General features: G+C 62.4%; 15 protein-coding genes and 5 pseudogenes. 14 read left to right on the plus strand and 6 right to left on the minus strand.

Going from position 1 to position 17677, the window contains the following annotated elements; translation table 11 throughout:
* Positions 1 to 133: 133 nt before the first annotated feature.
* Positions 134 to 592, minus strand: a pseudogene (locus HDG39_RS28625) (glycogen/starch/alpha-glucan phosphorylase); the annotation flags it as partial.
* 85 nt (positions 593 to 677) lie between these two features.
* Between HDG39_RS28625 and HDG39_RS28630 the strand changes: the two are divergent.
* Complete coding sequence (locus HDG39_RS28630) at positions 678 to 935, plus strand: hypothetical protein (RefSeq protein ID WP_184010755.1); 258 nt, start codon at positions 678 to 680, stop codon at positions 933 to 935.
* Here HDG39_RS28630 and HDG39_RS28635 read toward each other — a convergent pair.
* Positions 910 to 1824 carry a LysR family transcriptional regulator gene (locus HDG39_RS28635; protein WP_184010756.1) on the minus strand — a complete coding sequence of 305 codons (915 nt, stop codon included), beginning with the start codon at positions 1822 to 1824 and terminating at the stop codon, positions 910 to 912. The genes HDG39_RS28630 and HDG39_RS28635 overlap by 26 nt on opposite strands.
* 209 nt (positions 1825 to 2033) lie before the next feature.
* Between HDG39_RS28635 and HDG39_RS28640 the strand changes: the two genes are divergently transcribed.
* The 3 genes and pseudogenes from HDG39_RS28640 to HDG39_RS28650 all read left to right on the plus strand — a co-directional run bounded on the left by HDG39_RS28640 (position 2034) and on the right by HDG39_RS28650 (position 4838).
* The gene (locus HDG39_RS28640; protein WP_184010758.1) at positions 2034 to 3110 is read left to right on the plus strand and encodes an aldo/keto reductase; all 1077 of its coding nucleotides are present in this window, start codon (positions 2034 to 2036) and stop codon (positions 3108 to 3110) included.
* Between the two features lie 139 nt (positions 3111 to 3249).
* A pseudogene (locus HDG39_RS28645) lies at positions 3250 to 3448 on the plus strand (IS6 family transposase); the annotation flags it as partial.
* A gap of 58 nt (positions 3449 to 3506) precedes the next feature.
* On the plus strand, positions 3507 to 4838 hold the full coding sequence (locus HDG39_RS28650) for an OpgC domain-containing protein (RefSeq protein ID WP_311667599.1): 1332 nt from the start codon (positions 3507 to 3509) through the stop codon (positions 4836 to 4838).
* 197 nt (positions 4839 to 5035) lie between these two features.
* Here HDG39_RS28650 and HDG39_RS28655 read toward each other — a convergent pair whose 3' ends face one another.
* A complete protein-coding gene (locus HDG39_RS28655) occupies positions 5036 to 5854 on the minus strand; it encodes a formate/nitrite transporter family protein (protein WP_184010760.1) in 819 nt (272 codons plus the stop codon).
* A gap of 270 nt (positions 5855 to 6124) precedes the next feature.
* Between HDG39_RS28655 and HDG39_RS28660 the strand changes: the two are divergent.
* Positions 6125 to 6841: pseudogene (locus HDG39_RS28660) on the plus strand (IS6 family transposase).
* 65 nt (positions 6842 to 6906) lie between these two features.
* Here the strand turns inward: HDG39_RS28660 and HDG39_RS28665 are convergent.
* Positions 6907 to 7206: pseudogene (locus HDG39_RS28665) on the minus strand (AraC-like ligand-binding domain-containing protein); the annotation flags it as partial.
* Positions 7207 to 7492: 286 nt separating this feature from the next.
* Between HDG39_RS28665 and HDG39_RS28670 the strand changes: the two are divergent.
* Both HDG39_RS28670 and HDG39_RS28675 read left to right on the plus strand, forming a co-directional pair.
* Positions 7493 to 8635 carry a porin gene (locus tag HDG39_RS28670; protein ID WP_184010816.1) on the plus strand — a complete coding sequence of 381 codons (1143 nt, stop codon included), beginning with the start codon at positions 7493 to 7495 and terminating at the stop codon, positions 8633 to 8635.
* Between the two features lie 12 nt (positions 8636 to 8647).
* On the plus strand, positions 8648 to 10375 hold the full coding sequence (locus HDG39_RS28675; RefSeq protein WP_184010763.1) for a tannase/feruloyl esterase family alpha/beta hydrolase: 1728 nt from the start codon (positions 8648 to 8650) through the stop codon (positions 10373 to 10375).
* 55 nt (positions 10376 to 10430) lie between these two features.
* Here HDG39_RS28675 and HDG39_RS28680 read toward each other — a convergent pair whose 3' ends face one another.
* The gene (locus tag HDG39_RS28680; protein ID WP_260328321.1) at positions 10431 to 11846 is read right to left on the minus strand and encodes a sigma-54 interaction domain-containing protein; all 1416 of its coding nucleotides are present in this window, start codon (positions 11844 to 11846) and stop codon (positions 10431 to 10433) included.
* Between the two features lie 258 nt (positions 11847 to 12104).
* Here HDG39_RS28680 and HDG39_RS28685 point away from each other — a divergent pair, with 258 nt between their 5' ends.
* From HDG39_RS28685 to HDG39_RS28715, 7 genes and pseudogenes are all read left to right on the plus strand, one after another.
* The gene (locus HDG39_RS28685) at positions 12105 to 12986 is read left to right on the plus strand and encodes an MBL fold metallo-hydrolase (RefSeq protein WP_184010765.1); all 882 of its coding nucleotides are present in this window, start codon (positions 12105 to 12107) and stop codon (positions 12984 to 12986) included.
* Between the two features lie 34 nt (positions 12987 to 13020).
* A complete protein-coding gene (locus HDG39_RS28690; protein WP_184010767.1) occupies positions 13021 to 14328 on the plus strand; it encodes an NAD(P)/FAD-dependent oxidoreductase in 1308 nt (435 codons plus the stop codon).
* A 31-nt stretch (positions 14329 to 14359) separates the two neighbouring features.
* Positions 14360 to 15163, plus strand: a complete 804-nt coding sequence (locus tag HDG39_RS28695; protein ID WP_184010769.1) for a sulfite exporter TauE/SafE family protein — start codon at positions 14360 to 14362, stop codon at positions 15161 to 15163.
* 44 nt (positions 15164 to 15207) lie between these two features.
* A complete protein-coding gene (locus tag HDG39_RS28700; protein ID WP_184010771.1) occupies positions 15208 to 15639 on the plus strand; it encodes a YeeE/YedE family protein in 432 nt (143 codons plus the stop codon).
* A gap of 1 nt (position 15640) precedes the next feature.
* Positions 15641 to 16078, plus strand: coding sequence for a YeeE/YedE family protein (locus HDG39_RS28705; RefSeq protein ID WP_184010773.1), 438 nt, complete (start codon positions 15641 to 15643; stop codon positions 16076 to 16078).
* Between the two features lie 63 nt (positions 16079 to 16141).
* A complete protein-coding gene (locus tag HDG39_RS28710) occupies positions 16142 to 16672 on the plus strand; it encodes a cytochrome b (protein ID WP_184010775.1) in 531 nt (176 codons plus the stop codon).
* A gap of 14 nt (positions 16673 to 16686) precedes the next feature.
* A pseudogene (locus HDG39_RS28715) lies at positions 16687 to 17001 on the plus strand (cytochrome C); the annotation flags it as partial.
* Here the strand turns inward: HDG39_RS28715 and HDG39_RS28720 are convergent.
* The gene (locus tag HDG39_RS28720; RefSeq protein WP_311667605.1) at positions 16976 to 17635 is read right to left on the minus strand and encodes a cytochrome b; all 660 of its coding nucleotides are present in this window, start codon (positions 17633 to 17635) and stop codon (positions 16976 to 16978) included. The pseudogene HDG39_RS28715 and the gene HDG39_RS28720 overlap by 26 nt on opposite strands.
* Positions 17636 to 17677 lie beyond the last annotated feature (42 nt).

The raw sequence follows: 17677 nt of genomic DNA on the forward strand, positions 1-17677 counted from the left end.
TCCTGTCGTCGAATCCGCGCACCATGAAGCAGTTGCGGATCCTTGGGCCGATCAGCATCGCGGCTTAGATTTCAGAGACCCCGGAACCCAGATAGCCGAAGCGCTTGCCATCGGACGGGGCCAATACCATGGCTCAGGCGGGAGGACCGGTGCGGTGTCGGGGGCTGTCAAGGACAATTCTTACCGGGCAACTGTTCCAGATTCTTTCACAGTACTCATCAATCGCTCGATCGGACGAGAATTTCTCCGAGTGCGCCGTGTTGAGAATCGACATGCGCGTCCAGCGCCCGGGGTCCTGCCAAGCGGCGCTTACCCGGTCCTGGCAAGTCACGTAGTCCGCATAGTCGGCGAGTACGAGAAATGGATCGACCTGCAGCAGGTTCTCGACGAGTGGGCGAAACGCCTGCGGGTCCCCGCGGGAAAAAAATCCGCCTGCGATCAGATCGAGCGCTTCGCGCAACTCGGCATTGCTTTCGACATGCACAGCGGGACGATACCTTTCGTGCTTGACCCGCTCTATCTGTTCAGCAGTCAGACCGAAGAGGAAAAAGTTCTCGTCGCCCGCTTTGGCCGCGGTCTTCTTGCCCGCCCCTGGATTCGAATACCACGTGCATGCTGTGAATTTCGTCCACCTACAATCGCTCGATGTTGCCATGAGAGCCCGAGGGGCGCACGTCATGTTTGATAAGCCAGCACTGGATACTAACGAACGCCCCGCCTATCTCGCGTTGGCCGACGAACTGATTCGCTACGATACGACGAGCAGCCGATTAAATCTCGGCTTGATCGAAGCGATCCGGGACCGCCTTCGAACCGATCACATCGAAGCCTTGCGCCTCGCCCGACACGGTGTTGCTGCCTGGCTTTGCTTGCGAACGTTCCCAATAATTGCCCTGATGCAGTGGAGCGTCAGGTCGCCACTGCGGGTAATTTGAGCAAATCCAGAAAAGCACGGGCGACGGGCACGAGTGGTTCTGCGGCGCTGCCCTTGAAAACAGCCGCGAGTTCCCAGCACGGCTCCTCGGCTTCGCGCAGAGTCGCCGTGGCGATCGGCGCGCCACGCGTGTCGCGCACCCTGGCGGAGGCGACAGATTCCGGCACGATCGTTATCGCAAGCCCCTGCGCCGCCAATTCAAGCAACATCGGCATGTCGTTGACCTCGAAGCTGATCTGGCGCTGCAGCCCGGCGGCGGCAAAGCTTCGATCGACGAGCCGTCGCACGCTCCATTCTGGACGCAGATCGGCGAACGTTTCTTCGCAAAGATCCGCGAGCTTTAGCCCGTTAGCCCCCGCCAGTCGATGATGCGTCGCGCAGACGACGACCATTCCCTCACACGCGAACATTTGCGATCCGAGATCGTCCGGTGGCGAATCCGAGGGCTGGGTAAAAGCGAGGTCAAGACGTCCTTCCCGCACCTCGTCGATCAACGCGCGCGAGCCATCGAGTGTCAGATGGATATCGATCCCGCCGAACGCGGCCCGAAACCGCCCCAAGGTAGCAGGCAGATCGACATAAGGCGCGAGACCGTGAATGGCGCCAATGCTGAGCCGGCCGCGTGCGAGCCCGTGCACTTGCGTCACGGCGTGGCGCGCGTCGCGCGCGGCCGCGAGCACCCGCCGCGCTTGCGCGAACAGCACTTCGCCGGCAGGGGTGAAGTCGACTCGCCGCGTGCTGCGGATGAACAACGGTCCGCCCAGCTCGTCCTCCAGTAAGCGGATCGATGCGGACAAGCCGGACTGAACGAGGTTAAGTCGCCGCGCCGCGCGCGTGAAATGCCGCTCTTCTGCGACCGCTACGAAATGTTCCAGCTGCTTCAAGTCCACGTTAGCACCCTTCTCACCACAGACGATTAATCACGAAAACCGCACAATTGGATCATATCTTTCTATTGGAATGTTAAGTCGATCTTCGATATTGTCGGATGCTCCGGAGCGTCAGAGGACCACCGGGCACGAAGTGCTCGCGCAGTGGGGACTTAACGACCGCACCGCGGCCGTGGATTCCGGGCAACATTTATGGAGATTGCTTCATCATGGAATACCGTCAACTGGGCCGTTCGGGCCTGAAGGTGTCCACCATCACGCTAGGCACGATGACGATGGGCGGCAAGGGTAAATTCGCGAGCGTCGGCGAGGTTGGTCTCGACGATGCGCGCCGGCAGATCGACATGTGCATCGACGCGGGTGTCAACCTGATCGATACGGCAGATGTCTATTCCAATGGCGCGTCGGAGGAAATCGTCGGCGAAGCGCTCGGCGGCAAACGCAAAGGCGGCGTGCTGATCGCCACGAAGGCCCGCTTCCCGATGGGCGACGGTCCGAACGATCGGGGTCTGTCGCGGCATCATCTGATAGAGGCCTGCGAAGCGAGCCTGCGGCGCCTCAAGACCGACGTGATCGACCTCTATCAGGTGCACGAATGGGACGGACTCACGCCGCTGGAAGAAACGCTTGAAGCGCTTGATCTGCTGGTTCGGCACGGCAAGATCCGGTATGTCGGTTGCTCGAACTACTCCGGCTGGCATTTGATGAAGGCGTTGCACGTGAGCGAACGCGATCGTCTGCCGCGTTTTGTGAGCCAACAGATTCACTACACGCTCGAAGCACGCGAAGCGGAATACGAACTCGCGCCGATCGCGCTCGATCAAGGGCTCGGCATTCTTGTCTGGAGCCCGCTCGCAGGTGGCCTGCTGTCCGGCAAGCACCGCCGCGACACGTCGCCCGAGGGAACGCGCCAGCTCGCCGGCTGGACCGAGCCGCCGATCCGCGACGCGGAGCGCCTGTGGTCGATTGTCGACACACTGGTCGAGATTGCCGGCGAGCACGATGTCTCGGCCGCGCAGGTCGCGCTTGCGTGGACGCTCGGACGCCCCGCCGTCACCTCGGTCATTATCGGCGGACGTAACGAAGCGCAACTGCTCGACAACCTCGGCGCCGCGAATCTTACGTTGACCGCACAGCAGCGCGAGCGGCTCGACACGGTGAGCGCGCCGCCCCTGCTCTATCCATACTGGCATCAGCTACAGACGGCCCATGATCGCCTTGGGGCGCCTGACCTGTCGTTACTGGGACCGTATCTCGACGCACAGGGTCGGGCTCTGTCGCAGTAAGACGATCTGCGATGGTGAGCGTCCTTGAAACGAACGATGTAACCGACAATGAAGACGCCAAACGCCGCCGTAGCAAGTTGCTCAAACGCCTTCACTATCGGTTGGATGTAATCCTGAAATGATGGCTGAGCGTGGAATCCTCGGCAACCTCGTCGAACAGGACCGTCGGGCGATCAGGCGACGCACGCGATCCATGCTGGGATTCAAGACATTCCGCTGCGCCCGGATCCTGCTGGGCAGGCATCGAAGTAACGCACATGATCGCCAAGGGACAGATGAAGTGTGTTCGCGGAACCCATCTGTCCACCGCCGGCCGATTTTACGACCTCGCAATATAAGCAGTACTGTGGATATCGATCTCCTTCGCCCAGCATTCCTTACTGCGAAAAAACCACCGTGAGTCGAGATTCCACTCGTTCAAAGAGCGTCGATTTCCTGCGCGGCCTGGCGTTGATTGTGATTACACTCGACCACGTCTCGCACAGCGCTCTCTCGCATCTGACACTGCATACCTATGCATTTTGCGACGCGGCCGAAGTCTTCGTCTTTCTCGGCGGCTATGCGAGCGCCGCCGCTTATTGCGCGATGACAGCGCGCGGTGGCGCAGCGCAGGCTCAGCGCCGCTTTCTAAAACGCAGTTGGGAAATCTATCGTGGCTATCTCCTGACGGCCGCTCTGATGCTGCTGTGCGGCCTGGCAATGATCGCGTTGCACATTCACACCGCCGTACTAACCTACACCGATGCGCCACTGTTTTTGGTCCGGCCGCTCCAAACGCTACTCGATATCGCCACGCTACGGCGCCAGCCTGATCTGGCTGCCGTGCTGCCGATGTATATCGGGTTCGCGCTGTGTGTGCCGCTGGTCGCGCCGGTCGTTCGCCGCCAGCCTGCCACCGCGCTGCTGGCGAGCCTGGCGTTGTGGCTGTGCGCACCTTCGCTTGCGCATCTGCTGCCGAGCGCCGACCCTATCGGCTGGTCATTCGATCCGTTCGCGTGGCAGTTGATGCTTATGCTTGGCATGCTATGCCGGCTGCATCCGGTGTCCGCCATGTTCCAGGCTTCGCGCGCCGGACTGCGGCTGACCTGGATCGCGCTTGTCATCGCGCTGGCTTTTGCCGCTTACAGGTTGCTGATTGACAACCAGCCGGAACCCGGCTATTTGAAACAGCACCTGAGTCCCCTGAGAGTCGTCAGCTTCGTCTCGATAGCCTGGCTGGTCGCCCAGTTGAGCCGGCTCGGTTGGATCGACCGGCTGGCCGCGGCGCTACCGCCAGTGGTCACGGTCGGTCGCCAGGGGCTGACCTGTTTTGTCTGGGGAACGCTCATTTCGATTGTTGCCGACACCGCGCTGCAGGTCGCGGCGTCCGCCTTCCATACACGCACGCAAGCGGTTGCCGCGGCGCTATCGGCCGACTTGCTGACGATCGCAGCGGTACTCGCCGTCGCCATCGCTACTGCCAGGCTCAAAGCGAATCGCCCGATATCGCAGCGGCAGCACAGAACTGGACAATATGGATGCCGAGCCGCTGCTCCGAAACAAGAACGGTCGATAGCCAGGCGCCGTGTCTGGGAGACGCGCCGCAGTTCTACTTCACGGTATCGGTTCGACTTCCGCGGGGTATCGCGCCCAGCCGGCCGGTCTCCAGGACAGCTTTCGGGTCGTGGCGTGGGTCGCTCCGGGTTACGGTCAGAGCGCACCATTGCGGGTTGCGACACCGGGAATTGAGGGCCATGCCGACGCGCTCACGGACCTCATGTGGGCACTGGACATCGGCACCGCTACCATTGTCGGCAGTTCGCGTGATTGCCGCCGCCTTTGCGAATCGCTTTCCGGAGGCGGACCGCTCGCTGGTTCTGTCGGCACCGAATTGTCGCGCGCGGACATCTGCGGGGCAAAGCGAAGTCCCGAGAAAAATCGCCGCGTTAGTTCGTGCGAACGCCGCTCGCGGATACGGCTGCGCGGGCTTTCGAAGGATGACCAAGACCGCTCTCTTGCAGCCAATAGCCAAGGCCGACGAAGATTCCACCACCGGCCAGATTGCCTAGCGTGACAAAAAGTTCGTTATGCAAAGCGCCGGCAAACGTGATGTTGGCCGGGTGCTGGCCGATTAGTGCAAGCGCGAACACGAACATGTTTGCGACGCTGTGCTCGAAGCCGCAGGCAACAAACGCAAACACGGGCCAGAAGATCAGTCCCAGCTTTGCACCGTCATTGTTCGTTCGAGCTGCCATCCAGATCGCCAGGCAGACAAGCCAGTTGCACAGGAGGCCCTTCGCGAACAGCGGGACCCCAGGCGTCGCCATCTTCGTCTCGACCGTCTTGAAGAAAATCTCTGAACCGTCGGTTAGCAGTACTCCCCCCCCGGCTGCGTGCAGTATCACCGCGAGCACGACAGCGCCGATCAGGTTGCCGATCCAGCATGTCACCCACACCAGGAGCATGCCACCCACGCCGGTCTCACCCCGAAATACAGCAAGCGGCATATACATCGCCGTGCCGGTGAACAGATCGGAGCCAGCGAATACCACGATGGTGAGGGCACACGCGAAAACCGCCCCCATGATGAGGTGCACATAAGCTGGATCGACATGCGAGCCAACTGAAAACATAAGAATGTCGCCGAACCCGATATAGGCGCCAGCCATTGCCGCGCCGATAAGGAAAGTGAGCGGCGAGCGGAGAACGACCGACACTTTATACGCACCGGCTTTCGAGAACTTATCAATACTGTCTGCGTACATCACTGCTCCGGAAAAGAATCCCCCGTATCGGCTGCCCGGGGGCGTGGCAAATTAGCGCACATAATAGGTCGGTATAAGCCGTTCTTCATTACCAAACCGGCCTGAAAAGGTAACATCAGCCACTTCTTGATGCTGTATCCCTGTCGGAGGGCGGCTTCTGTGCTCCTTTCTGTTGCGGACGCATCGAAAGGGCGTTCGACCGGCTCTGGTGCAAACAGCGCGGGGGCAAGTCGGTTAAGGTATCGGGGCTGAACGAATTGAGAGCCGACGATGAGCAAGCCGAAGAGCCTTGACGAACTGTTCGCAGGCCGTCACTTTGACCGCGATGTGATCATTCCGTGTGTTCGCTGGTACCTGCGCTACAAGCTTAGCCTGCGCGATCTGGTCGAAATGATGGCGGAACGGGTCTGTCGCTGGCGCACACGACGATCCTGCGCTGGGTGCGGCGCTTTGCGCCGGAGTTCGTCAAACGGTGGAACCGCTTTGGTAGGCCTACTGGCCAGACGTGGCGTGTCGACGAGACTTATCTCAAGCTGCGGCAAGTGGGTCTATCTTTATCGAGCGGTGGATCGGGTGGGCCAGACGGTAGACTTCATGCTCAGCGCCAGGCGCGACGTGAAGGCGGCAAAAGCCTTTTTCAGGAAGGCAATCAAACATCAAGGCCAGCCACCGAAGACCATCACGCTTGATGGTTACGCAGCCTCGCACCGCGCCGTGCGCGAGATGAAGGCCGACGGCTTGCCGCCTGAGGACTCGAGGGTCCGATGCTCGAATTATCTCAATAATTCGGTCGAGCAGGACCACCGCAACATCAAGTCCCGGACGAAAGTCATGCTCGGCCTCAAACGTTTCAGGAACGCAGCGATCACTCTCTCAGGTATTGAGTTGGTACACCGTATTCGCAAACGCCAATTCAGTCTCGGGAAGCTCGGCCTCAAAGATACCGCTGCACCCGCACTCTGGAAGGCCGTCCTGTCTGTTTCATGAGGTATCTTTTCTATACGAAAATCTTGTCCACACCACCTATTTGCACCAGAGCCCGCCTGCGTACTCATGATTTCCACGAGCATCGGCAGCAACTGCATCAGGCACTGCCCCTGTGCCGACGTCAGTGCGAATTCTGGCTCGAATTCGATTGCCCCACGCGCCGCGTCGCCGAAATGTCGCTGTGCATGACGCTCGAGCACATCGCGCTCGATACGCAGGATGGCCTGCCGGCAAGCTTCGCCCCACCGCATGCGCAGCGCCAGCGTGGGCGACACCGGTGAGCCAGCGAGCGTCCATATTGAAGTGGACCTGCGCGTAGGCGAGCTCGTACAGTTTGCGCTGCTCGTCGGAAGGGCGGCCGTCACCGATCAATGCTCGCCTCGCATCCATCCCGCTGCATAGGGTATCTACCGAACATTTCGCGCTTGCGTTGTCAGGATGCCTGATATCAAATACGTAACTATCGCGACCGACAGGCGCGTCTTCCAGGACGTGCTTTATTTTGTTCTTTATATCAGCTGGCCTGATATTGCATCAATGGCGATCGGGGCCAGCATCCCCGTCAACGCTCATCGCTGCAATCGCCTGAAACCCGAAGATCCTCAACCGCAGTTCAACAAAAAAACATACAACTGGTCTGGAGACGTCACCATGCAATTGAAGTCGACTCACGTTCTCATGTTCGGTGCGCTATGCGCGCTGAGCACTGGAGCCTTTGCGCAATCAAGCGTCACGTTGTATGGCATCGTGGACACAGGGATCGAGTATGTCTCGCACGCCAACGCGAAGGGCGACAGCGTCTTTCGCATGCCATCCGTTACCGGAGAGTTCCCATCACGCTGGGGGCTGCGCGGCAACGAAGATCTAGGCGGCGGCTACAGCGCTGTCTTCACGCTCGAAAGCGGCTTTAACGTGCGCGACGGCAGTTCTGGACAGGGCGGGAGGCTGTTTGGACGCCAGGCATTCGTCGGCATGAAAAGCCCGTATGGAACGCTCGCGTTCGGCCGTCAGTACACGATGACCTATCTTGCGGTTCAGGGCGCCGACATCATCGGTCCGGACATTTACGGCATGGGCTCCCTGGATGCCTATGTGCCCAACGCACGCGCCGATAACTCCATCACCTATCTTGGCTCGTACAAGGGCTTTACGCTGGGCGCGGGCTATTCATTCGGACGGGACGCGGCGGGTACCGGCAACTCCCCGGGACAAGGAACCTGTACCGGCTCGGTTCCAGGCCACGCCACGGAATGCCGCGACTGGTCCGCAATGCTCAAGTACGACTCTCAATATTTCGGCGCTGCTGCGTCGTACGAGGAGCAACGCGGCGGCGCGACCGCAGCCGCCAACTTCTTCGACGGAATTGCGCCGACACCTCTCATCAACGCCGCGGACAAGGACGCCCGTACCCAACTGAGCGCCTATGCGCAGTACGCAGGCGCGAAGATCGGCGCAGGTTGGATTGGACGCCGCGTAGTGACCCAGTCGCCGACAGTACCGAATATCCGTTCGGATCTGTTCTTCCTGGGCGCTTCGTACATGGTCACGCCTGCGTTCCTCCTCGATGGCGAGGTGTATCGGATCATCAATAGCGACCACGATACCCGCGCCACGATGGGAACGTTACGCACCACCTATCTTCTGAGCAAGCGTTCGTCGGTCTATGCGCAGGCTGCGTATCTCGCGAACAGCGCGAAGGCGCGCTATTCGGTCAGCGGTGGCGGCGGTGGGACCACGCCAGGCGCAGGCATGGGTCAAACGGGCGTGATGGTCGGCATTAAACACATGTTCTGATAGGGCGCGAGAATGAAACGAACTTCAATTGCTATGTGCGTATCGGCAGTGTCCGCGATGCTGGCGGCCTGCGGCGGCGGTTCCGACTCACTCTCCACCCGTGCGACACAATTGCCTCAGCTTTCCGCAGCACGACCCGCGACGCTGTCAGGGAACTGCAGCGCGCTCGCCGCCAGGTTGACGTTTGCGGCCACGACGTTCACGTCCGTTACCGACGTGCCGGCCGGAACGCTCACGGTGGCGGGAAAGCCCGTGCCCGAACATTGCGTGATCGAAGGGAAAATGAATCAACGCACGAGCGCCGTTGACGGCCAAACTTACGCGATTGGTTTTGAAATGCGGCTACCTATCGCGTGGAATGGTCGCTTTTTCTATCAGGCCAACGGTGGTCTCGACGGTAATGTGACATCGGCGACGGGGGTGCTCAGTGGCGGGGGCCCGCTGAACAACGCGCTAAACATGGGCTTCGCCGTGATCAGTTCGGATGCAGGTCATTCCGGGTCGCAAAACCCGCTGTTTGGTCTCGATCCCCAGGCGCGCCTCGATTATGGCTATAACGCCGTTGCTACGCTCACGCCAATGGCCCGGCAGGTGATCAAGTTGGCCTATGGCAAGGGCCCCGACCGCAGCTACTTCGAAGGTTGCTCGAACGGCGGCCGTCATGCGATGGTGGCGGCAGCCAGGTCTTTCGCGGATTACGACGGCATCATTGCCGGCGACCCCGGCTTCCATTTGCCAAAGGCGGCGATCGGGCAGATGTGGAGCGCACAACAGCTAGCTACCGTCGCGACCGCCAAAACGTCGGCCGGAATTGCCGATATCACCACCGGCTTGACGACTGCTGAAAGGCAGCTCATCGCGTCGAAGATCGTCGCGAAGTGCGATTCGCTGGATGGTGTAGCGGACGGGATGGTACAAGACATCAAAGCGTGCCAGGCGAGCTTCGACCTGGCCACGGACGTACCGACATGTTCGAGCAATGGGCGCGACGGCACCTGTCTTACGGCGGTTCAAAAGCAAGCCGTTGGAAATATTTTCTCTGGGGCGAAAAATAGCGGTGGCACTGCGCTCTATGCGAGCTTTCCGTATGACGTCGGTGTCAACGGATCAGGCTGGGCCGCGTGGAAGCAAGGCAATTCCATCAGCCTTGACCCGGCCGCGGCGGCCTTTGTATTTACTTCACCGCCTCAGAGCGCTTCGCTGCTCAGCTCCATCGGCGCCTACGCTCTGAACTTCAACATGGACAGTGACGCGCCGAAGATCTTCGCAACGAGCGGTGTCTATTCCGAGTCTTCGTGGTCATTCATGACCCCGCCGAACGAGACTGATCTGAGCGGTCTGAGGAGCCGGGGCGCGAAGTTGATCGTCTATCACGGGACGAGCGATCCAGTGTTCTCGTCGAACGATACGACCGACTGGTATCAGCGCTTGTCGACGGCTAGTGGTGGTGACGCGAGCAATTTCGCCCGGCTCTTCACGGTAGCAGGGATGAACCACTGCAGCGGCGGTCCGACGGCCGATCAGTTCGACATGCTGACGCCTATGGTGGCATGGGTCGAGCAAGGGCAAGCGCCGAACCGGGTCATCGCAACGGCTCGCGACACGACCAACGCGATACCGAATAGCGAGGTGCCGACTAGCTGGGGTGCCGGGCGCACGCGTCCGCTCTGCGCGTATCCGAAGGTGGCCCGCTATACCAGCGGAGACGTGAACTCGGCAAGCAGTTTCACTTGCAGCTAAGCCACTGACCGTGCGAGGGGGAGAAGATGTGAACGCCCACTACGCCGAGGAAACGTTAGGCCCCCTCACCGCCCGCGATCGCTTTGAGCCGGCGATAAAGCGTGCGCTCGCTCAATCCCAGCTGCGCGGCAAGCTCACTGCGTTTTCCGCGGAATTGCGCCGCTGCGCGCGCGAGTTCCGCATCGGTCAGCTTGCGCGGCAAGCCCACGCCCACCGCCAGCGAATCCTGACCACCGCCGGAAGCCCTGTCGCGGACCGCCTGCGGCAAGTGTTCGGCGCGGATCACGCCACCGTCGGCGAGCAGGTTGGCGCGCTCGAGCACGTTGCGCAATTCGCGGATGTTGCCGGGCCACGCATAGGCGCGCAACTGCGCCATCGCATCCGTGGAAATCGACGCTTTATGCGACGATCCGGCGCGCGCCGATGCAATGCGCCGCAGGATCGAATCCGCGAGCAGCGCGATGTCGTCGATACGCTCGCGCACCGCGGGCAAATGAATCGGAAACGCACTGATCCGGAAATACAGATCGGCACGGAACTGGCCGTCCGCGACCATCCGCTCGAGCGGCTTGTGCGTGGCCGCGACGAGCCGGAAGTCGGCGCGCAGCATATCGGTACTGCCCACGCGCCTGAAGGTGCCCGTTTCGATCAGCCGCAGCAGCTTCACCTGAATGGACAGCGGGACGTCGCCAATTTCATCGAGAAACAGCGTGCCGCCCTGCGCGGTTTCGACGAGGCCCTGCTTGCGGCTCGTCGCGCCGGTGAACGAGCCCTTCTCGAAGCCGAACAACTCGCTTTCGAACAGCGTCTCGGTGATGCCCGAGCAATCCACCACGACGAATGGCCCCTGGGCGCGGCTGCTCGCCTCGTGCAGCGCATGCGCGAACAACTCCTTGCCGGTGCCCGATTCGCCGAGCAGCAGCACCGGCAGCATCGAAGGCGCGACGCGCTGCAAAGCGGAAATCGCCTGGTTGAATGCCGGCGCGCGCCCGACCAGACCTTCGGAGCTAGGCCGCGCGGACGCGCTCCTGACCGTGGCGAGACGCTCGACATAGGCGACGATTCGCGCGTGCCGGTCGAAGATCGGCCGCAATTCGACGTCGACGTGCTCCGGGCCTCTCGGTGTGTGATGGACATGCAGCACGCGATCCGCACCGCGAATTTCGCTCGCGCGCTTCATCGGGCAGTGCTCGCCCGCCTGATCGCAGGGCACGTCGTAGTGATGTGAAACCTGATAGCAGCGGCGGCCGATGTGTGCCTGACCTTCGACGCCGAACTGGCTCTGATATGCGCGGTTCGCGGCCAGAATCTGATAGTGCGGATCGAGCACGATCGCCGGTTGCGGATCGTGTTCCAGATACGACACCAGCGCGCTTACGTCGGGTACCACTGCGGGCACGTCGTCAGCCGCGCCTGGCGGGCGCGGCAAAAGCTCGGGCGAAGCGGCGGGCGGAAGGTTGGGCAGGATCATCGTCGTTACTCCGGGAGTGCCGCACTATACGCGGGAACGGCCATGTCTGCCACGACTGCCAAATGGCAGTGACTCTATGCCACGCGTCATGCCAATCGTCAGGCGGGCGCATCTTCGATCCGCCCTATCGCGCGTCACAAACCGATAAAAATCAGTGCGTTACAGGCGAGCCTTGCGATGCTACGACTAGATGGCGCGACTCCTGCTTTAGTGGGCGCCCGGACCGGCTTAGTCCGCTATCGTAAGGAACCCACTGAAATGGCAAACGGTAAGCTCGCCGTCGAGGGCTTCTTCGATCCTGCAACATCGACCGTCAGCTATCTGCTGATGGACGCAGGCACGAGGAATTGCGCATTGATCGACACCGTGCTCGACTACGACCCGAAGTCGGGACGCACCCGCACCGCCACTGCGGATCGCCTTGCCGCGCGCGTGCAGTCCCTCGGCGCGCGCGTGCAATGGATACTCGAAACCCACGTCCACGCCGACCACCTGTCCGCCGCGCCATATCTGAAAGCGAGGCTCGGCGGTCAGATCGCGATCGGCGCGCTGGTTACGCGCGTGCAAGCCGTGTTCGGCAAGCTGTTCAACGCGGGTCCCGAGTTTTGCACCGACGGCTCGCAGTTCGACCGCCTGTTCGCCGACGACGAGACGTTCACCGTCGGCGACCTGTCAGTGCGCGTGATGCATACGCCAGGCCACACGCCTGCCTGCGTGACCTATGTCGCGAGCGACGGCAGCGAAGAAGCCGCGTTCGTCGGCGACACGCTTTTCACGCCCGACTACGGCACGGCGCGCTGCGACTTTCCGGGCGGCGATGCGGCGGCGCTGTACCGCTCGATCCAGCGCATCCTCGGTCTCGCGCCGCAAACCCGCTTGTATCTGTGCCACGACTACCAGCCTGACGGCCGTCCGCTGCTCTTCGAAACGACGGTGGCCGAGCAGCGCGAACGGAACATCCACGTCCACGACGGCGTCGACGAAGCATCGTTCATCGCGATGCGCACGGCCCGCGACGCCACGCTCGCGATGCCCGTGCTGATCCTGCCTTCGGTGCAGGTCAACATGCGAGCGGGCCACCTGCCGCCGCCCGAAAGCGATGGCGTGTCATACATCAAGGTACCGGTCGATGCGCTGTGAGCGCGGCGGCCTGGAGCAAACAGGAGGACCAGACATGCGGAACACGAAACTCACAGCCCCTTCGAAGCCGGGTGCCGATGCGCCTGCCGTCGCAGCGCAACCGATGCGGCCGGCGCACCAGCACGACGTGGTGATCGTCGGCGCGGGCGCGGCCGGCATCGCGACGGCATCGAGCCTGCTCGCGCGCAGCCCCGATCTCGACATCGCGGTCATCGATCCCGCCGACACGCACTATTACCAGCCGGGCTGGACGATGGTCGGCGCCGGCGTATTCCAGCCGGAAACGACAGCACGTCCGATGGCAAGCGTGCTGCCCACGAACGTGACGCGGATCAAGGCCGCCGTCACACGCTTCGAGCCGGCGGAAAACCTCGTGATTCTCGACGGATCGCGCCCCGTCAAATACCGCCAGCTGGTGGTGTGCCCCGGCCTCAAACTCGACTGGAACGCGATCGACGGCCTCGCCGACACGCTCGGTCGCAACGGCGTCACGTCCAATTACCGGTATGACCTCGCGCCGTACACGTGGAAGCTGACGCAGCAGCTCGAAAGAGGCCGGGCGCTTTTCACGCAGCCGCCGATGCCGATCAAATGCGCCGGCGCGCCGCAGAAAGCGATGTATCTCGCGTGTGATCACTGGCGCCGCAGCGGGCGCCTACAACATATCGGCGTCGAGTTCCGCAATGCCGGCGCGGCGCTGTTCGGCGTCGCCGACTACGTGCCCGCGTTGATGCAATACGTGGAGCGTTACGGCATCGCGCTGAACTTCGGCTCCACGCTGAGTGCGGTCGACGGCGACGCGAAAATGGCGAGATTCACGCAGACGTTCGCCGACGGCAGCAAGGAAACGTTCGAGACCGGCTTCGACATGCTGCACGCCGTGCCGCCGCAGAAGGCGCCCGACTTCATCCGCGACAGCGCGCTCGCCGATGCGGCCGGCTGGCTCGACGTCGATCAGACCACGTTGAGGCACAAGCGCCACGAGAACATCTTCGGACTCGGCGACGCGACCAGCACCTCCAACGCGAAGACCGCCGCCGCGGCGCGCAAGCAGGCGCCGGTCGTCGCGCACAACGTGCTCGCCGCGCTGGGCGCGGCGAGCGGCCTTGCGACCTACGACGGCTACGGCTCATGCCCGCTCACCGTCGAGCGCGGGAAGATCGTGCTCGCCGAGTTTCTGTACGGCGGCAAGGTCGCGCCGACGTTTCCCGCGTGGCTCATCGACGGCAAAAAGCCATCGCGGCTCGCGTGGCTGCTGAAAGAGCGAATCCTGCCGCCGCTCTACTGGCGCGGCATGCTGAAGGGACGCGAATGGCTCGCGAACCCGCAACTGGCGGACTGAGCGCTTGCACACACTGCTCACGGGGTCATCGATGCTGCTGTCTCTTCTTCTCGGCGCGCTGGTCGGCGCGATTCTCGGGCTGACCGGCGCGGGCGGCGGCATTCTTGCCGTGCCCGCGCTCGTGTTCGGCATGGGCTGGCCGCTGCAGCAGGCCACGCCGGTCGCGCTCGTCGCGGTGGCCGGCAGCGCCGCTGTGGGCGCGCTCGAGGCATTCCGCAAGCGGCTCGTCCGTTATCGCGCCGCGCTGCTGATGGCCGCCGCGGGGGTGCCCGCGACCGCCGCCGGCGCGCGTCTCGCGCATGCGTTGCCGCAACGCGTGCTGCTCGCGCTGTTTGCCGCGGTCATGCTGGTGGTCGCGCTCCGGCTGTTGCGTCAGACGCTCGCGCGCCGCGCGTCGCGCGAGGCACAATCGTCAATCTGCGTCGCGCATGTCGACCCGGCGACCGGCCGCTTTCGCTGGACCTGGCCGACCGCAGCCGCGCTCGCGGCCACCGGTTCGCTGACGGGATTGATGACGGGGATGCTCGGTGTCGGCGGCGGCTTCATCATCGTGCCGATGATGCGCAGGCTGACGGACGTGTCGATGCACGGTATCGTCGCGACTTCGCTGATGGTGATCGCACTCGTCGGCAGTGGCGGCGTTCTCGCGACGGCCACGCACGGCGCAACGCTTCCACTCGAAGTCGCGTTGTGGTTCACTGGCGCCACCGCCGCCGGTATGCTCAGCGGACGGCTTGCGTCGCATCACATCGCCGCGCGTCAGGTGCAACTGGGCTTTGCGAGCATCCTCGTCTGCGTGGCGCTCGGCCTGCTGGTCAAAGCGGCGCTGATGTAAGCGCTGCCGCTTGCCTCCAACCCACACAACAGTCAACCTGAACGATGATCGATCTCGACCACTTCACCCCGCTCGCGTCCCTGTGCGGAGGCCTGCTGATCGGCGCCGTGGCTGCGGCGATGGTGCTTTTGCTGGGCCGCATCGCCGGAATCAGCGGGATAGTCGGCGGCCTGCTGCGCTGGACCAGGCGAGACGGCGCATGGCGCGTCGCCTTCGTTGCCGGGCTGGTCGCTGCCGCGGTAATCGCGCGCGCGGTCGGTGCGCCCGTCGCGATCACCGTCGACGCGTCGTGGCCGGCCGTGATCGCGGCCGGCTTTCTGGTCGGCATCGGCACCCGCTATGGCAGCGGTTGCACGAGCGGACACGGCGTGTGCGGCATTTCACGCGGCGCCACGCGCTCGCTCGTAGCGACGGCGACGTTCATGGCGGCCGGCTTCGTCACCGTCTATATCATGCGACATCTTCTCGGAGCTTAGGATGGCAACAGTCGTTTCATTCGTATGCGGGCTGCTGTTCGGCTTCGGCCTGCTGTTGTCGGGCATGGCCAACCCCGCCAAAGTGCTGGGCTTCCTCGATTTCGCAGGACGCTGGGACCCGTCGCTCGCGTTCGTGATGATCGGCGCGGTGGCTGTCGCAGCAATCGGCTTCGCGATCGCGAAGCGCCGCGACAAGTCGCTGCTCGGATTGCCGATGCAGATTCCCGCGTCAACGCACGTCACGCGAAGGCTGATGGTGGGCAGCCTCGCGTTCGGCGTCGGCTGGGGAATTGCAGGGTTCTGTCCCGGCCCGGCGCTCGTCGCGCTCGGACTCGGGTCGGTGAAAGCGTGGGTGTTCGTGGCGGCGATGATCGCGGGAATGGCCGTCTTCGAGTGGTTGGAACGGCGCAGACAGGCGGCCTTGGCAACCGGCCCTTAACCTGCCCTTAAGGCGCGGCCGTGTACGATCTGTTTCGACTGAATCCAACTCATAGGCTCCCCTATGCAAGTCTCCACTGAACACCGCTATGACATCGTCGCACGTTTGCTCCATTGGCTCGTCGTCGGGCTGGTTGCCGCGCAGTTCGTGATCGGCTGGACGATGCCGGACGTGCACCGCGATACCGTGCCGGACGGCGAAATCGCCTGGCACCTTGGCGTCGGCACCGCACTGCTCGCAGCGATGGTGTTGCGGGTGCTGTGGCGCGTGACCCATCGGTCGCCGCCGGACAACCTGCCGCCGCTGTTTCGCGCCGCTTCGAAGCTCACGCACCTCGCGCTGTATGTGCTGCTCGTGCTGGTGCCGCTGCTCGGCTGGATCAACGCTTCGTCGCGCACGTGGACGGTCCGCCTCGCCGGACTTGTTTCGTTGCCCTCACTGTCGGCACCGGGTTCGTCATTCGGACATGCGATGGGCGATGTTCACGGCGTCCTCGCTTGGGTTCTATTCGGCGTGATCTGCCTGCATATCGCAGCGGCGATGTTTCATCAGTTCGTCGCCGGCGACCGCGTTCTGCAGCGCATGAAGATCTAGCGGTAGTTCGAGCGCTGCCTATATTTTCCCGTCAAACAGGGCAAAGCTGCGTGGCATGTCACGCGGGCGGACAGTTTCCCGAACTGACGCCGTACGGTCGAATGTTCAAGCTGAACGGATATACCTTCGGTGAACGTACGATTCCAGTGGCCGTGATGGCGATGCTCGACGTGACCAGGACGAGGCTCAACCATGATGCCAGCGGCAATATCGTCTCGCCCAAAGACGGTCTGCCGATTTTCGATTCAGCCAGCATCTTCCTCGCCGGCAAGATCACCGACAGGATCGGTGCGTTCGCGCAATTTAGCTACTCGAACTACGACCTTCAGTACGTGCCCGTCCCGCCGGAAACCAGCGCGGAAGCATCGCGATCAGGACGTCGTCTTTAAGGAATGCGTGATGAAAAATAGCCGCGAATGCGTGCAACCCCGCAAGCCACATAATGGCGTCGCCGAGCCACGCGTGCAGCGATGCGAGGGCTGAGCCTGCTTCATGCGAACTACTGAGTAAAGGCGGAATATCGTAACCGCCGATCAGCGTCAGCGGATGCCCTTCGAGCCACGCGCCCGAGATGGCGGTAAGCGGAAGCGCGAGGAGAAGCAGATACAGCATCCATCGAACGGTTGTTGCCATCAAAGCCATCCAGCGAGAAACTGGAGGTGTCTCGAGACGCGCGTCGTATGCTCGCCACAGCAGGCGGACGAGGGTGAGCGCGAACACGCACAAACCCAAAGTCTCGTGCAGTCGCCGGTCGAACTCGTGCACCGAAGAGTAGACGCGCTGTTCAGATCCGCCGGGCCCATACATGAACGTCACGAGCACGACAATTGCCGTGCACCAGTGGAGGAATTGGGCAATCGAACCGTAGCGTGTGGCAGAGCTTTTCACTATAGCGCTCCCGATGTGTGCCCATCGACGAACGGTAGGCACGACCGCGACACGGCAAGCCAGTGGATAACACACGCAACTGCGTCGTATCGTGACGTGGCATGCATGGCTGGCCGG

Origin of the sequence: Paraburkholderia lebeckiae, assembly GCF_014201005.1 — a bacterium.
GTDB classification, from domain to species: domain Bacteria; phylum Pseudomonadota; class Gammaproteobacteria; order Burkholderiales; family Burkholderiaceae; genus Paraburkholderia; species Paraburkholderia tuberum.

Coding starts and splice junctions, on each gene's coding strand:
- HDG39_RS28630 (WP_184010755.1), top strand. CDS start 678: ATGTTTGATAAGCCAGCACTGGATACTAACGAACGCCCCGCCTATCTC.
- HDG39_RS28640 (WP_184010758.1), top strand. CDS start 2,034: ATGGAATACCGTCAACTGGGCCGTTCGGGCCTGAAGGTGTCCACCATC.
- HDG39_RS28655 (WP_184010760.1), bottom strand. CDS start 5,854: ATGTACGCAGACAGTATTGATAAGTTCTCGAAAGCCGGTGCGTATAAA.
- HDG39_RS28670 (WP_184010816.1), top strand. CDS start 7,493: ATGCAATTGAAGTCGACTCACGTTCTCATGTTCGGTGCGCTATGCGCG.
- HDG39_RS28675 (WP_184010763.1), top strand. CDS start 8,648: ATGAAACGAACTTCAATTGCTATGTGCGTATCGGCAGTGTCCGCGATG.
- HDG39_RS28680 (WP_260328321.1), bottom strand. CDS start 11,846: ATGATCCTGCCCAACCTTCCGCCCGCCGCTTCGCCCGAGCTTTTGCCG.
- HDG39_RS28685 (WP_184010765.1), top strand. CDS start 12,105: ATGGCAAACGGTAAGCTCGCCGTCGAGGGCTTCTTCGATCCTGCAACA.
- HDG39_RS28690 (WP_184010767.1), top strand. CDS start 13,021: ATGCGGAACACGAAACTCACAGCCCCTTCGAAGCCGGGTGCCGATGCG.
- HDG39_RS28695 (WP_184010769.1), top strand. CDS start 14,360: ATGCTGCTGTCTCTTCTTCTCGGCGCGCTGGTCGGCGCGATTCTCGGG.
- HDG39_RS28700 (WP_184010771.1), top strand. CDS start 15,208: ATGATCGATCTCGACCACTTCACCCCGCTCGCGTCCCTGTGCGGAGGC.
- HDG39_RS28705 (WP_184010773.1), top strand. CDS start 15,641: ATGGCAACAGTCGTTTCATTCGTATGCGGGCTGCTGTTCGGCTTCGGC.
- HDG39_RS28710 (WP_184010775.1), top strand. CDS start 16,142: ATGCAAGTCTCCACTGAACACCGCTATGACATCGTCGCACGTTTGCTC.